Genomic DNA, 14,218 nt, shown 5'->3' on the forward strand with positions numbered 1-14,218 from the left:
GTTGGCGAAAAAATGTTAGCTTATTTTGGCGCCAATATTGCTCAGGGTTTACCAGTGCAAGCAGGCCATGGGCGTCCTGCGTTCAGCGCGTATGGTGGGAGGCGGCGGCCAATTCGGCGCAGGTCTTGAAGCTTGCGCCCGCGGCGCGGAAGCGCTCTAGCAGTTGCTCGACTTTCAGCAGCCTGGCCGCGCGGCCCACGCCGTTGTCGGCGCGCGGATGCAAGGTCAGACAGGCATAGCCATCGGCCGCGAGCAGCGCGTCGCCTTGTTCCACCCAGTGCGCGTAGGCGCGGTCCTGCGTCACGCGGCGGCTGAAATGGGTGGCGTCGCACAGGCCTTCGCTCCAGGGCAGCTCCAGCATGCCGGGGCCGCCGTCGGCGTCCAGGGCGTAGGGGGCGTCGTCGTCGATTGCGCTGCTGTCGTAGCGATAGCCGAGCCGGTGCAGCAGCGGTACGGTGCTGGCGGTAAACGCGCTGGCATAGCGAAAGCCCCGCGGGGGGGCGCCGGTCAGTTCGGCCAGCCGGTCGCGGGCCCGTTCCAGCACTTCGCCTTCGCGCTCGCCCAGCGCGGGCAGGTCTTCGTAGGCATTGCCTTGCGAGGCTGCCTCGTGACCGTCGCGCAGGCTTTGTTCCAGCAGGCCGCGGCAGCGTTCGGCTTCGAACACCGGCCAGAACAGCGTGGCGCGGATGTCCTGGCGGCGCAGCATGTCCAGCACGCGCGCCAGGCCGCCGCCGTAGGTATAGCGGCCATGCGCGTCGCGGCCGTGCAGCGAGGCTTCCGGCTGGGTCGCGGCTTCGGGGCCGATGCCCTGCACATTGAGGGTGACCAGTACGGTTTTGTCGGCGCTCATGCGCTTCTCCAGGCGTCGGGGCGGGCAAGGCAGTGGCGCGCCAGCGCTTCCAGCGTCATGACGTGCACATCGGGTTGGGCGGCCAGATAGGCCAGGAAGCGGTCCAGCGCCGCGGCGCGGGCCGGCGTGCCGGAACCGCCGGCAGCCTTGGGGTGCACGGTCAGGTGCACATAGCCTTCGGCCTGGCGCAGCGCCTCGAATTCCTGCACCCAGTTGTCATACGCTTCCGCCGCGAGGCTGTGGCCCGAAAAGTAAAACGGATAGTCGTCCAGCGAGACCGTGTTGTTCGGCAGCATGATGAAATCCGCCGTGTCCGCCGGCAGGTAGGGACGGTCCTGGTCCTTTTCGCTGGCGTCGTAGCAATAGCCCAGGCGTCGCAGCGCGGGCAGGGTCCGATGGCTCTTGCGGCCCGAAGGCGAACACCAGCCCGCCGGCGTCACGCCCAGCTCGCGCTGGATGATGCGATGGGTTTTCTCCAGCAGCGCGGGCTCGTCATCGCCCAGGTCCCAGGCTTCGTGCAGATAGCCGTGGGCGGCGATCTCGTGGCCTGCCTCCAGGATGCGGTGGAAGGTCGCCGGATAGTGCTCGACGTCGTAGCCGCAGGCGAAGAACGTGGCAGGCATGCCGTGGCGCGCCAGGATCTCCAGGTGCCGCGCCACGCCGCGGCGGATGGCATAGCGGCCCGCGGTATGGGGACCGGCCGGGAACTGCTTGCGGCCGACCTCGACGGCGGGGCCGTCGACGTGGACGGTGACGCAAACCACCGCGCGCACCGGCGCGGCGCCCGCGGCGCGCAGGCCCTGCGCGCGCAGTTCGCGGTCCAGCGGCAGCCAGGGATTGGCGCTGGCGTCCAAGGGGACGCCGTAGGGTATGCGTTGCATCAGGTGGCCTTGATGTCGGCGTTCTTGATCAGCGTGCGCCACTTCTCGCTCTCAGTCGCGACGAAACGGCTCAGTTCTTGCGGGGTGCTGCCGTGCAGCTCCAGTCCGTTCTGCGTCAACTGCTCCAGGGCGGGCTGCTTGAGCGCGCTTTGCACGGCGCCATTGAGCGTCTGGATGATGGCGGCGGACGTGCCCGCGGGCGCGAACACGCCGTTCCAGCCTATGGCCTGATAGCCGGGAAAGCCCGATTCCGCCACGGTCGGCACGTCGGGCAGCGCCTGCGCGCGCTGCGCCGAAGTCACGGCCAGCGGGCGCGATTTGCCGCCGCGGATGAATTGCTGCTGGTTGATCACCACGTCCATCAGGATCGGAAACTGCCCGCCCAGGAAGTCGTTGACCGCGGCCGCCGCGCCCTTGTACGGCACGCCGGGCAGGTCCAGGCCGGCCGTGGCCTTGAGTAGTTCCATGGCCAGGTGGGCAGAGCTGCCGTTCTGCGTGATGCCATAGAAGTACTTGCCCGGATTGGCCTTGATGAGCGCGACCAGCTCCTGCAGCGTGCGCGCCGGAAACGACGGATGCACCACCAGCACGTTGTTGTAGTAGCAGACCATGGACACCGGCTCGAAGTCCTTGACCGGGTCGTAGCCGATGTTCTGGTACAGGCTCTGGTTCACCGTGTGCGTGCCGGTGGAGCCCAGCGCGATGGTGTAGCCGTCCGGCGCCGAACGGGCGGCCTGCTGGGTGCCGATGTTGCCCGCGGCGCCGCCCTTGTTGATCACGACCACGCTTTGCTTGAGCGCCTCGCCGATGCCCTGGGCCAGCGGACGAGCCACCAGGTCGGTGCCGCCGCCGGCCGGGAAGGGCACGATGAACTGGATGGCGCGTTCGGCCGGATAGCCGGCCGCCCAGGCGCGGCCAGGCCGCGCCAGCGCAGCGCTGGCCAAGGTGGCGGCCGAGGCCCCCAGGAAATGCCGGCGGCTGATGCCGCCCTTGGTGCCGCAAGACTGCTTCATGGATTTTCCCCTGATGTTTTCCGCAGGTGCAGTGGCGTGTTGGACGTCAAGCTGCTCATTGCTTGAATATCATTATTCGATAAAAAATAATTCAATCCAATTAGTTTTTATCTATAAATGATAAAAAATAGGAAAACGATAGTTTGAGTCTTGAGCTTGGGCTGGGTGCGATAGGTTGCGCCAATGGCACTGGCGCGCCGCACGCACCCCTGTGATACGCTGCGCCCGATCCCGCGTTGTTCCCCGCCCCACGACCGCCATGTCCACCCTGAAGCGAGCCCTAGCGATACTTGACCTCTTCAGTCTCGAAACCCCGGTGCTGTCGGCGGAAGAGATCATTTCGCGCCTGTCGTATTCGGCGCCTACGGGCTACCGGTACATCCGCGACCTGACGGACCTGGGCTATCTGCTGCGGGTGACGGGCGAAGGCTACAAGCTGGGGCCGCGCATCATCGAACTGGACCACCTCATCATCGACGGCGATCCGGTGCTGGGCGTGGCGCGCCCGATCATGCGCGAGGTGGTGGACCAGGTGGGCGGCGACGTATTGCTCAGCGTGATCCACGGCCTGCGCATCCTGAACATCCATCACGAGCGCGGTCCCGACGAGCTGGGCATTCCGCACGGCCGCGGCCGTGCCCATCCGCTGTTCCGCGGCGCCACGGCCAAGACCATCGTCGCGTTCCTGCCGCGCAAGGACCAGCGCCGCCTGTACGAAGCCCATGCGGACGAGATCCGCGATCTGGGCCTGGGCGCGACGCAGGCCGAGTTCACCGGCAAGCTGGACCAGATCCGGGTGCAGGGCTTTTATCTGGGAGTGGGCGAGATCTCGCCGGAGCGGGCGGGCATCGCGGTGCCGGTGTTCCAGGAGGACCGCCGCGTGTTCGGCGCGCTGACCGTCACCTTTCTTGCGGCCCGGCTCAACACCATCGCGCAGGACAAGACCACGGCCTTGCTGCAGTCGGCCGCCCGCCGCATCGAATCGCTGGCGCTGGCCACGCGCATGAAGGAACAAGCCCCCGCGCCGTGAGCGCGAGGGCTTGCGTGCGGGCCTGCGGCGATCTTGGCTGGATGCGCTATTGCTGCGCGGCGCGGGCCGGCGACCCCATGGCCTGGAACAACGCCGCCGTTTCGGTCAGGCGCGCATTGGCGTACTCGATCTCGCGCAGGCGGGCCGCCACGTAATGCTGTTCCGCGGCGTATTCGGTATAAGGCGCCAGCGCGCCCAGCCGCACGCGGCTGGCGGTGTTGCGGTAGGACTGTTCGGCCGAGCGGCGCGAGGCTTCGGCGGAGGCCAGCGCCTGCCCGTCGGCATCCAACCGCGACAGCGTGTCGGCCACGTCGCGGAAGGCGGTCAGCACGGTCTGCTTGTATTGCAGCAGCGCGGCTTCGTAGCGTTCCTTGGCCGCGCTGCGTTCGGCCAGCAGCGCGCCGCCATGGAAGATGGGTTGCGTGAGCGTAGCGCCAACCGCCCAGATGGCGCCGGCGCCCGACATCGCCGCGGGCCAATTGAAGCCACTCTTGCCCATGGACGCGGACAAGGACAGGCTGGGGAACAACTGCGCGGTGGCCAGGCCCACGTCGGCCGCGGCGGCTTGCACCACCGCATCCGCGAACAGGATGTCCGGGCGCGCAGCCAGCAGTTCGGACGGCACCACCACCGGCACTTGCCGCGGCACGGCCAGCATGCTGAAGGCGAGATCGGGTGGAGCCTGGTCTGGGTTGCGGCCCAGCAGCACCGCCAGCGCATGGCGCGTCGCATGCCAGCGCGCGCGCAGGCCGGGCAGGGACGCTTCCAGCGTGGCGGCATCCTGGTCCGCGTCCAGCGCGTCGTTCTGCGAGGCCGAACCCAGTTCGTAGCGGCGCTGCGTGTCGCGCGCCACCTGTCGCGCCAGCACGACCTGCTTTTCCGTCAACGCCACGCGTTCGGCCAGTGCGGCGGCGGTGATGGCGCCGGTGACGATATTGCTGGCGAGCGAACGGCGGGCGGATTCCAGCTGGAAGGCCTGCTGCTCGACCTGGGCTGCGAGCGAGGCGTTGGCAAAGCGCGCCGCGCCGAACAGGTCCAGGTCGTACTTGGCGTGGATCTGGCCGGTGAAGACGTTGTATTGCGCGGTCGGTTCGTGCAGGTTCGGCATGGTCAGCGCGCGCCGGCGGGAGGCGTCGGCGCCCGCGTCCACCGAAGGCAGCAGCGACGAATTCACCTGGCCGCGCAGCTGTTCGCGCGCGCCGGCCAGGTTGCGTTCGGCGGCGGCGAGGTCCGGGCTGTTGGTCAGGCCCTCGGCCACCAGCGCGTTCAGCGCCTCTGATTCATAATGCTTCCACCATTCGGGCACGGGCCGCGCGCCTTGTTCGAAGCGCTGCGCCACGCCCTGGGCGGCGGCGCTTGCGGCGGGCGTGGCCTCGACGCCGTATTGCGCCGGTTGCGCGACCGCGGGCGGCTTGCTGCTGGGCGCGAAGGCGCAGGCGCCCAAGGCCAGCGTCAGGGGCAGGGCGGCCAGGCGCAAGGAAAGTCGGTTCATCGTCATGCTCCCCGTTCCACCGTGTCGCCGGCGTTGGCGCCCGGCGGCACGCCTTCGGGTTCGTCGCGCTCGTCGTGGCGGACGCGGAACCACGCGGCATACAGGGCCGGCAGGAAGAACAGCGTCAGCACGGTGGCGATGGTGATGCCGCCCATCAGGGCGGTGGCCATGGGGCCGAAGAAGTTGCTGCGCAAAAGCGGGATCAGGGCCAGCACGGCGGCCGCGGCCGTCAGGGTAATCGGGCGGAAACGGCGCACGGTGGCGCCGACGATGGCGTCCACGCGCTTGTGGCCGGCGCCGATGTCCTGTTCGATCTGGTCCACCAGGATGACCGAGTTGCGCATGATGATGCCGAACATGGCGATCACGCCCAGCATGGCGACGAAGCCGAAGGGCTTGCCGAACAGCAGCAGCGCCGCGACCACGCCTATCAGTCCCAGCGGCGCGGTCAGCACCACCATCAGCACGCGGGCAAAGCTTTGCAGCTGCAGCATCAGCAGGGTCAGCACGGCCACCGCCATCAGCGGCATCTGGGCGTTGATCGAGGACTGGCCCTTGGCGCTTTCCTCCACCGGGCCGCCCACCTCGACGCGGTAGCCGACGGGCAGTCCGGCGCGCAGGGCGTTGAGCTTGGCGTCGATGGCGCGGGTGACGTCGATGCCTTGCGCGCCAGCGGCGACGTCCGCTTGCACCGTGATGGTGGGCTGGCGGTCGCGTTCCCAGATGACGCCGTACTCCAGGTCATAGCGCACGTGGCCCAGGCTGCCCAGCGGCACCGCGCCGTTGGGCGTGGGCATGGCCAGGGTGCTCAGGCGCGCGGGGTCGATCCGCTCTTCCTGCGGCGCGCGCAGGCTCACGGTGATCAGCTTGTCGCGTTCGCGGTATTGCGTGACCGCGTAGCCCGACAGCGTCATGGCCAGGAAGTCCGAGATGTCGCTGGAACTGACGCCCAGCTCGCGCGCCTTCTGCTGGTCGATCTCGAAGCGCACCGAACGTTCGGACGGCTCGTCCCAGTCGAACTGCACATTGGTCGAACGCGGATCGGCGCGGACTTCGGCTGCCACCTGTTCGGCCACCGCGCGCACGTCGGCGATCTTGTCGCCGCTGACGCGGAACTGCACCTGGAAGCCCACGGGCGGGCCGTTCTCCAGGCGTGACAGACGGCTGCGGATGGCCGGGAACTGCTCGCGCAGCACGGGCTGCAGCCATTGCGCGAGCTTCTCGCGGTCCTCGACCGAATGCGTGGTGATGACCAGCTGGGCGAAGTTCGGGGTGGCGAGCTGTTGGTCCAGCGGCAGATAGAAGCGCGGCGCGCCGGTGCCGACGAAGCTGACCGAGTGGTCGATTTCCGGACGGCCTTCCAGCGTCTTTTCCAGCCGCTCGACCTGGCGCAGCGTGGCCGCGAACGACGCGCCTTCCTGCAGGCGCACGTCCACCAGCAGTTCGCTGCGGTCGGAGCTCGGGAAGAACTGTTGCGGCACGAAGCGGAAGCAGGCCATGGCAGCCACGAAGACCAGCGCCGTGGCGCCCAGCACCAGGTAGCGGCGGTCCACGCACCAGCCCACCCAGCCGCGCAGGCGCTGGTAGAAGCGGGTGTTGTAGATATCGTGTTCGTGGTCGTCGGGCAGATGGGCTTCGCGTTTGCGCTCGGGCAGCAGGCGGTAGCCCAGCAGCGGGATCAGCACCACGGCGGCGAACCAGGAGGTGATCAGCGCGATGGCGGACACCTGGAAGATGGAACGGGTGTATTCGCCCGTGCTGGACTTGGCCAGCGCGATCGGCAGGAAGCCCGCCACCGTGACCAGGGTGCCGGTCAGCATGGGGAAGGCGGTGCTGGTGTAGGCGAATGCGGCGGCGCGCGCGCGGCTCCAGCCCTGTTCGAGCTTCACTGCCATCATTTCGACCGCGATGATGGCGTCGTCCACCAGCAGGCCCAGCGCCAGCACCAGCGTACCCAGGGATACCTTGTGCAGGCCGATGCCGAACATGTCCATGAACAGCGCCGTGACCGCCAGCACCACCGGGATCGAGATGACCACGACCATGCCGGTGCGCAAGCCTAGCGACACCAGGCTCACGGCCAGCACGATGGCCACCGCTTCGGCCACGGAGCGCAGGAAGTCGTCGACCGAATGCGATACCGCCTTGGGCATGCTGGAGACTTCCTTCAGCGTCAGCCCGGCGGGTAGCTGGGCCTGGAGTTCTTCGAACTTGGCGCTCAAAGCCTTGCCCAGATGGACCACGTCGCGCCCCGGCTGCATGGTGATGCCTATGCCCAGCACGGAGCTGCCGCCCAGCCGCATCTGTTCGACGGCCGGGTCTTGGTAGCCGCGGCGGATGGTGGCGATGTCGCCCAACCGGATCGATTTGCCGTTGACCCGGATCAGCGTGTCGGCCAGGACGCGGCTGTTGGCGTACTGGCCGCTGGGCCGCACGAAGACGCGGTCGTCGGCGGTGGTCAACGTGCCCGCGCTCGTCACGGCGTTCTGGCTGTTGATGGCCTGGGCGATCTGCTGGGCCGACACGCCCAGTCGCGTGAGCTGGGTGTTGGAGATCTCGACGTAGATGTGCTCGGGCTGGTCGCCGAAGTAGTCCACCTTGGCCACGCCCGGCACGCGCAGCAGCACGGTGCGCAGCCGGTCGGCGTAGTCGTGCAGCTGGGCGGGCGAAAAGCCGTCGCCCTGCAGCGTGTAGATGTTGGTGTAGACGTCGCCGAATTCATCGTTGAAGAAGGGGCCTTGCACGCCCGGGGGCAGCGTGGCCGAGATGTCGCCGACCTTCTTGCGCACCTGGTACCACTGCTCGGCCACGGCGCTGGCGGGCGCGGAGTCCTTCATGGTGTAGAAGATCAGCGACTCGCCCGGCCGCGAATAGCTGCGCATGAAGTCCGTGTTGGGGGCTTCCTGCAGCTTCTTGCCGATGCGGTCGGTGATCTGTTCCTGCACCTGCTGCGCGGTGGCGCCGGGCCATAGCGTCTTGATGACCATGACGCGGAAGGTGAAGGGCGGATCTTCCGATTGCGCCAGCTTCGAGTACGACAACACGCCGAACAGCGTGATCAGCGTGATGATGAAGACGACCAGCGGCTGGTGCCGCAGCGCCCAGGCCGACAGGTTGAAGCGGCCTTCCTCGTGGCGATGCGCCTGGGTCGCAGCGTCCTGCTGCGGGCCGCTCATGAGGCGAAATCCTCGGGATGCAGCGGCGGCACGGCGCGGACTTTCTCGCCCGCGGCCACCGTGTGCACGCCTTGCCAGACCACGCGTTCGCCGGCCTGCAAGCCGTTGGACAGGGTGACGGTGCGGGCGTCGTAGCGCAGCACCTGGACGCGGCGCAGCTCCAGCGTGTCGGCGTCCGGCTTGACGATCCACACGGCGGGCGCGGGGCCGTCATGGAACAGCGCGGTGGCCGGCACCGTGTAGGTCGTCAGGCTTTCGCCTGAGCGGTTGTCGAAGCTGATGTTGGCCGTCATGCCCAGGCGCACCTCCGGGGTCGGGGATTCCAGCGTGAGCTTGGCGCGATAGGTGCGGCTTTGCGGATCCGCGGCCGGCGCGATCTCGCGCAGCACCGCGGAAAACGTCTGGCCGGGCAGGGGGCCGAGCGTGACGCTGGCGCGCTGGCCGATGGCCAGGCCCGCCAGCACGCTTTCCGGTACGTCGCAGATGGCATCGATGTCGCCGGACCAGGCCAGGTTGTAGACCGGCTCGCCGGCGGCCACGTTCTGTCCGGTGTCCGCCTGTTCCGCGGTGATGACGCCAGCATGGTCGGCCTGCAGCGTGGTGTATTTGAGCTGGTCGGCCGCCAATGCCGCCTGCTGTTGCGCCTGGTCGCGCTGCGCCAATGCCGTGGCGTAGTCGTTGCGGGTTTGCTCCAGCTGGGTCGCAGCGATCAGGTTTTCGCGGGCCTGGGCGCGGTCGCGGTCCAGCTGCTGGCGCGCATAGTCCAGCTGGTGCTGGGCCGCCGACAACTGCGCGCGGGCGCTGGCCGCGTTCTTGGCGGCGTCGGCCGGATCCAGCTTCGCGACGATCTGCCCGGGGGTGACGGCATCGCCCAGCCGGACCTGGCGCTCGATGATCTTGCCGCCCACGCGGAACGACAGCGGCGTGCTGTAGCGCGCTTGCACTTCGCCAGGCAGCGTCCAGGCCGGCAAGCGTTCATCGGCCTGGGCCGGCATGGCGACCACCGGACGCGGCGCGGGCGGGGGCGCCTCGTTGCGGCCGCAGGCGGCCAGCAACAAGGCGAGGGCCGCGGCGCCCGGCAGCGACAACAGGCGCGGCCAACGGCGGGAACGGGTGGAGGGCGAAAGCGGCGCCGCGGGGGCGGCCGCGGCGGAGCGCGCGGCAAGGCGCGCGGCAGGGCCAGGGCAAGTCACGTAACACCTCGCGGCGCGGAAATTCGGGAATAAGGGCCGGTTCCGGCCCGATACGGCCTGGATTCTAATACAGGTATGAATTCAGATTCAATTGTGAATTTGAAATGCGCCCCAGTGCTAAACTCGCGCCATGTCAAAAGTCCGCCTTACGCGAGAGCAAAGCCGTGATCAGACGCGCCAGCGTCTGCTCGACGCTGCGCAATCGATTTTTGTAGCGAAAGGGTTTGTGGCGACCAGCGTGGAGGACATCGCCGAACAGGCGGGCTACACGCGCGGGGCCTTCTATTCCAATTTCAGCAGCAAGTCCGAACTGTTCCTGCAACTGCTCAGACGCGACCACGAAAGCGTCATGAACGAGATGCGCGCCATCTTCGAGGACGGGTCGTCGCGCCCGCAGATGGAAGCGCGCGTGCTCGAGCACTACTCCACGCACTTTCGCCAGAACGACTGTTTCCTGCTGTGGATGGAAGGCAAGCTGCAGGCGGTCCGCGACCCTGAATTCCGCGAGGGCTTTCTGGCCTGTATGCGGGAATTGCGCGCAGCCGTCACGGACTACGTGCAGCAGTTTTCGGCCCGGGTCGGCACGCCACTACGCATGCCGCCGGAGCAAATGGCGCTGGGCCTGCTGGCCCTGTCGGACGGCATGCAGTTCAGCTATGCCTTCGATCCGCAGGCCGTCACGCCGGAAATGACCGAGGCCGTGCTGGCCGGTTTCTTCCGCAGCGTGGTCTTCGGCGAACCGAAGACCGAGTAAGGCGGCCGGTCCCCGGCCTCAGGCCAGCAATTCCGAGATTTCGATGAGGTTCAGGTCCGGATCCCGCAGGTAGACCGAGCGGATCTTGCCGGTCGCGCCGGTGCGCGGCACCGGGCCTTCGATGATCCGGGCGCCTTCGCGGTTCAGATGCGCGATCACCTCTTCCAGCGGACGGTCGGCGATGAAGCACAGGTCCAGCGCGCCCGGCACGGGCAGGTGGGCCTTGGGTTCGAACTCGTGGCCGCGCACGTGCAGGTTGATCTTCTGGTTGCCGAAGCGCAGCGCCTGGCGGTTCTCTCCGAAGGTCTCCAGGCGCATGCCCAGGATCCGGGTATAGAAGTCCACCGTGGCGGCGGGGTCGGTGCAGGTCAGGACCAGATGGTCCAGGTGATCGATCATGGATATCTCTCCTCTGGCCGGCCCGGCTTGAGGTTACTGATTGTCAGACGGCCTTAGGCCGTGATAGTAATACTTGCGGCGCGCGCCGGACTGAGGGGGACGCGCGCTGGAATTTCCAACCCTCGGGCGAAAGGAGCGGCAGCATGACTTCAGAAACCCGACCATCCACCATCAATCGTCCCGTGTTTTTTCCGGCGGCCGTGTTCACGCTGCTGCTGGTGGGATTCGCGATCCTGGCGCCCAAGGTCGCGCAAGGCCTGTTCGAGTCCATGCAGGGCTGGATCCTGGGCAACGCCAGCTGGTTCTACATCCTGGTCGTGGCCATCATCCTGATTGCGGTGGTGTTCCTGGCGGTCAGCCGGTACGGCGACATCAAGCTGGGGCCCGACCACAGCGAACCCGATTACCGCAACTTCACCTGGTTTGCGATGCTGTTCTCCGCGGGCATGGGGATCGGCCTGATGTTCTTCGGCGTGGCCGAGCCCGTGATGCACTTCATCGCGCCGCCGGTGGGCGAAGGCGGCACCGCCCTCGCGGCGCGCGAATCCATGAAGATCACGTTCTTCCACTGGGGGCTGCATGCCTGGGCCATCTACGCGGTGGTGGCGCTGATTCTGGCTTTCTTCAGCTATCGGCACGGGCTGCCGCTGACCTTGCGTTCGGCGCTGTATCCGCTGATCGGCAACCGCATCCACGGGCCTATCGGGCATGCGGTCGACATCTTCGCCATCATCGGCACGGTGCTGGGCGTGGCCACTTCGCTGGGCCTGGGCGTGGCGCAGATCAACAGCGGCCTGAACCACCTGTTCGGCATTCCGGTGGGCGTGACCACGCAGATCATCCTGGTCATCGTCACCTGCGGTCTGGCGACCCTGTCGGTGGCCAGCGGCCTGGACAAGGGCATCCGCATCCTGTCCGAGACCAATCTGGTGCTGGCGGCGGTGCTGCTGCTGTTCGTGCTGGTGGTCGGCCCCACGGTGTTCCTGTTCCAGACCTTCGTGCAGAACACGGGCGCTTACCTGTCCGATATCGTCAACAAGACCTTCAACCTCTACGCCTATGAGCCGACCGACTGGATCGGCGGCTGGACGCTGTTCTACTGGGGCTGGTGGATTGCCTGGTCGCCCTTCGTGGGCCTGTTCATCGCGCGCATTTCGCGCGGCCGCACCATCCGCGAATTCGTCACCGGCGTGCTGCTGGTGCCGGCCGGCTTCACGCTGTTCTGGATGACGGTGTTCGGCGATACCGCCATCCACATGATCCTGGTCGACAAGGTGCAGGGCCTGGCGGAAGTGGTGCAGGCCGATTCTTCCCTGGCGCTGTTCGCCTTCCTGGAACAATTGCCCTGGAGCGGGGTGCTGTCCGTCGTCGCCATCGCGATGGTGGCGGTGTTCTTCGTCACCTCGGCCGACTCGGGCGCGCTGGTGGTCGACCTGCTGGCTTCCGGCGGCTCGGACCGCACGCCCGTGTGGCAACGCATCTTCTGGTCGGTGCTGATGGGGGCGGTGGCGATCGCGCTGCTGCTGGCCGACGGCCTGACAGCGTTGCAGACCGCTACCATCGCCAGCGCGCTGCCTTTCTCCATCATTTTGCTGCTGTCGCTGTGGGGCCTGTTCAAGGCGCTCAAGCTGGACGCGACCAAGCGCGGCATCCGCTATCAGTCGCTGACGCTGTCGCGCCCGGCGCGCGGCGGACAGTCTTGGGAGCGGCGGCTGCGCAACATGGTCATGATGCCGCGCCGCGCCCATGTGCAGCGCTTCATCGGCGACGTGGTGCGCCCCGCATTGGAAGACGTGGCGGATGAACTGCGCAAGCAGGGCTATCAAGTGGAAGTGCGCGAACACGGCAACGATGAGGGCGTGATCATGGAAGTCTCCCATGGCGAACACCTGGACTTCTCCTACGCCGTGCAGCCGGAGGCCTTCGTACGCCCCAGCCTCACGCCCGAGGAAGCGGCCGACGAGGAAGAGCGCAAGTACTTCCGCGCCGAGGTCCACCTGCGTGAAGGGGGGCAGGATTACGACATCATGGGCTGGAGCCGCGATGCCGTCATCGGCGACATCCTGGACCAGTACGAACGCCACCGCCACTATCTGCACATGGTGCGGACCTAGCCGCGCCGTACCCCGCGAAACCGCCAGCTTGCTGGCGGTTTTTTTATGCCCACACGCCCCGCAGGGGCTTGCACGCCATAGTCCGCCGCTATGCCGGGGATTGGATTAACCCTTTTGACGAAATGCCCGATATCGTGGATTATCCAAGAATATTCTTTGATAAATAGCGAGTCAATCATGAAGGCGAAATCAGGAGCGTGGGCGGCCGGAGTCGTGGCGCTGGCGCTGGCGGGCGGCGGGCTGTACTGGAAGTACGGCGGCGCGCAGCAAAAGGGCGGCTGGGCCATGGCGCCGGCCAAGGTCGCGGTGGCCGCCGCGCGGCAGGCGGACTTCCCGGTCACGCTGAGCGGCATCGGCTCGCTGGAGGCCGCGCGCCAGGTGCAGGTCGCGGCCGAAGTGGACGGCCGGGTCGACCGTATCCTGTTCGCCTCGGGCGCGCAGGTCCAGGCCGGCCAGTTGCTGGTGCAGTTGAACGACGCGCCCGAGCAGGGCGAACTGGCCCGCTTGCAGGCCCAGGCGCGCAATGCGCGCGCCTTGCTGGATCGCACCCGCCGCCTGCTGCCGCAGCAGGCCGCCACGCGCGAACAGCTGGACCAGGCGCAGGCCGACTACGACCAGGCCGCGGGCGACATCAAGCGGGTGCAGGCGCTGATCGAGCAAAAGCGCGTCAAGGCGCCGTTTGACGGCGTGCTGGGCGTGCGCCGCGTGAACCTGGGGCAATTCGCCCGCGCCGGCGATCCGCTGGTATCGCTGACCGACGCTTCCGCCATGTATGCCAACATCACCCTGCCCGAGCAGGCCATGGGCGCGTTGCGCGCGGGCCTGCCGGTGGCGGTGACTGTCGACGCCCATGCGGGCCGCGTCTTCGAAGGCCAGATCAGCACCGTGGAGCCGCAGGTGGATGCGGGATCGCGCACCGTGCGCGTGCAGGCGACCCTGCCCAACGCCGACCGCGCGCTCGCGGCCGGCATGTACGCCCAGGGCCAGATCGGCCTGCCGGCGCGCCCCGGCGTGATCACCGTGCCGGAAACCGCGGTCAGCTACAGCGCCTATGGCGATTCCGTCTACGTGCTGAACCCGCCCAAGGCGGGCGAGGCGTCCACCGGCACGACGGTCCGGCAGGCCTACGTGAAGACGGCCGAGCGCGTGCGCGGCCGCGTGGTCGTGACCGAAGGCCTGCAGGCGGGCGACCAGGTCGTGACCTCGGGCCAGCTGCGCCTGCACAACGGCGCGGCGGTCGAGGTCAGCGCCCAGGACACCGTGGCGCTGGACGCCGCGCAGCAGACCGTGGCGCAAGTCCGGTGAGGGCGCGGAGC

At 67.7% G+C, this 14,218-nt stretch carries 11 protein-coding genes; 4 read left to right on the plus strand and 7 right to left on the minus strand.

The annotated features are described in order from the left end of the window. Positions 1 to 82: 82 nt before the first annotated feature. From ACM1PE_RS02835 to ACM1PE_RS02845, 3 genes are read right to left on the minus strand one after another with little or no spacing between them, the layout of a single operon-like run. A complete protein-coding gene (locus ACM1PE_RS02835) occupies positions 83 to 850 on the minus strand; it encodes a polysaccharide deacetylase family protein (protein ID WP_419342525.1) in 768 nt (255 codons plus the stop codon). Then, positions 847 to 1,731: a polysaccharide deacetylase family protein gene (locus ACM1PE_RS02840; protein ID WP_251877482.1), complete on the minus strand. Its 885-nt coding sequence runs from the start codon at positions 1,729 to 1,731 to the stop codon at positions 847 to 849. Before ACM1PE_RS02840 ends, ACM1PE_RS02835 begins: the two co-directional genes overlap by 4 nt. Beyond that, on the minus strand, positions 1,731 to 2,744 hold the full coding sequence (locus tag ACM1PE_RS02845) for a Bug family tripartite tricarboxylate transporter substrate binding protein (RefSeq protein ID WP_251877480.1): 1,014 nt from the start codon (positions 2,742 to 2,744) through the stop codon (positions 1,731 to 1,733). The genes ACM1PE_RS02840 and ACM1PE_RS02845 overlap by 1 nt, the downstream gene beginning before the upstream one ends. 259 nt (positions 2,745 to 3,003) lie before the next feature. On the opposite strand from ACM1PE_RS02845, the gene ACM1PE_RS02850 reads away from it, so the two are divergent. Continuing rightward, positions 3,004 to 3,774 carry an IclR family transcriptional regulator gene (locus ACM1PE_RS02850; RefSeq protein WP_280016124.1) on the plus strand — a complete coding sequence of 257 codons (771 nt, stop codon included), beginning with the start codon at positions 3,004 to 3,006 and terminating at the stop codon, positions 3,772 to 3,774. Between the two features lie 46 nt (positions 3,775 to 3,820). Here the strand turns inward: ACM1PE_RS02850 and ACM1PE_RS02855 are convergent, their stop codons facing one another. Genes ACM1PE_RS02855 through ACM1PE_RS02865 form a run of 3 tightly spaced genes read right to left on the minus strand, consistent with a single transcriptional unit; the run spans position 3,821 to position 9,635 of the window. After that, a complete protein-coding gene (locus ACM1PE_RS02855; RefSeq protein ID WP_419342526.1) occupies positions 3,821 to 5,266 on the minus strand; it encodes an efflux transporter outer membrane subunit in 1,446 nt (481 codons plus the stop codon). Positions 5,267 to 5,268: 2 nt separating this feature from the next. Then, complete coding sequence (locus ACM1PE_RS02860; RefSeq protein ID WP_059375007.1) at positions 5,269 to 8,442, minus strand: efflux RND transporter permease subunit; 3,174 nt, start codon at positions 8,440 to 8,442, stop codon at positions 5,269 to 5,271. Continuing rightward, positions 8,439 to 9,635, minus strand: coding sequence for an efflux RND transporter periplasmic adaptor subunit (locus ACM1PE_RS02865; protein WP_373429011.1), 1,197 nt, complete (start codon positions 9,633 to 9,635; stop codon positions 8,439 to 8,441). Before ACM1PE_RS02865 ends, ACM1PE_RS02860 begins: the two co-directional genes overlap by 4 nt. A 130-nt stretch (positions 9,636 to 9,765) precedes the next feature. Between ACM1PE_RS02865 and ACM1PE_RS02870 the strand changes: the two genes are divergently transcribed. After that, positions 9,766 to 10,389 carry a TetR/AcrR family transcriptional regulator gene (locus ACM1PE_RS02870; protein WP_059375005.1) on the plus strand — a complete coding sequence of 208 codons (624 nt, stop codon included), beginning with the start codon at positions 9,766 to 9,768 and terminating at the stop codon, positions 10,387 to 10,389. A gap of 18 nt (positions 10,390 to 10,407) precedes the next feature. Here the strand turns inward: ACM1PE_RS02870 and ACM1PE_RS02875 are convergent, their stop codons facing one another. Next, positions 10,408 to 10,788, minus strand: a complete 381-nt coding sequence (locus ACM1PE_RS02875; protein ID WP_059375003.1) for a VOC family protein — start codon at positions 10,786 to 10,788, stop codon at positions 10,408 to 10,410. Positions 10,789 to 10,931: 143 nt separating this feature from the next. On the opposite strand from ACM1PE_RS02875, the gene ACM1PE_RS02880 reads away from it, so the two are divergent. Together ACM1PE_RS02880 and ACM1PE_RS02885 are read left to right on the plus strand one after the other, a co-directional pair. Beyond that, complete coding sequence (locus ACM1PE_RS02880; protein ID WP_059375000.1) at positions 10,932 to 12,902, plus strand: BCCT family transporter; 1,971 nt, start codon at positions 10,932 to 10,934, stop codon at positions 12,900 to 12,902. A gap of 177 nt (positions 12,903 to 13,079) precedes the next feature. Continuing rightward, positions 13,080 to 14,207, plus strand: coding sequence for an efflux RND transporter periplasmic adaptor subunit (locus ACM1PE_RS02885; protein WP_118931887.1), 1,128 nt, complete (start codon positions 13,080 to 13,082; stop codon positions 14,205 to 14,207). Positions 14,208 to 14,218 lie beyond the last annotated feature (11 nt).

This window comes from Achromobacter sp. PD1, from assembly GCF_048541815.1.
GTDB classification, from domain to species: domain Bacteria; phylum Pseudomonadota; class Gammaproteobacteria; order Burkholderiales; family Burkholderiaceae_B; genus Achromobacter; species Achromobacter bronchisepticus_A.

What these genes read in the sequence shown, in the direction of transcription:
- ACM1PE_RS02870 (WP_059375005.1), top strand. Translation starts at nt 9,766, where the DNA reads ATGTCAAAAGTCCGCCTTACGCGAGAGCAAAGCCGTGATCAGACGCGC.
- ACM1PE_RS02835 (WP_419342525.1), bottom strand. Translation starts at nt 850, where the DNA reads ATGAGCGCCGACAAAACCGTACTGGTCACCCTCAATGTGCAGGGCATC.
- ACM1PE_RS02880 (WP_059375000.1), top strand. Translation starts at nt 10,932, where the DNA reads ATGACTTCAGAAACCCGACCATCCACCATCAATCGTCCCGTGTTTTTT.
- ACM1PE_RS02850 (WP_280016124.1), top strand. Translation starts at nt 3,004, where the DNA reads ATGTCCACCCTGAAGCGAGCCCTAGCGATACTTGACCTCTTCAGTCTC.
- ACM1PE_RS02855 (WP_419342526.1), bottom strand. Translation starts at nt 5,266, where the DNA reads ATGAACCGACTTTCCTTGCGCCTGGCCGCCCTGCCCCTGACGCTGGCC.
- ACM1PE_RS02840 (WP_251877482.1), bottom strand. Translation starts at nt 1,731, where the DNA reads ATGCAACGCATACCCTACGGCGTCCCCTTGGACGCCAGCGCCAATCCC.
- ACM1PE_RS02860 (WP_059375007.1), bottom strand. Translation starts at nt 8,442, where the DNA reads ATGAGCGGCCCGCAGCAGGACGCTGCGACCCAGGCGCATCGCCACGAG.
- ACM1PE_RS02885 (WP_118931887.1), top strand. Translation starts at nt 13,080, where the DNA reads ATGAAGGCGAAATCAGGAGCGTGGGCGGCCGGAGTCGTGGCGCTGGCG.
- ACM1PE_RS02845 (WP_251877480.1), bottom strand. Translation starts at nt 2,744, where the DNA reads ATGAAGCAGTCTTGCGGCACCAAGGGCGGCATCAGCCGCCGGCATTTC.
- ACM1PE_RS02875 (WP_059375003.1), bottom strand. Translation starts at nt 10,788, where the DNA reads ATGATCGATCACCTGGACCATCTGGTCCTGACCTGCACCGACCCCGCC.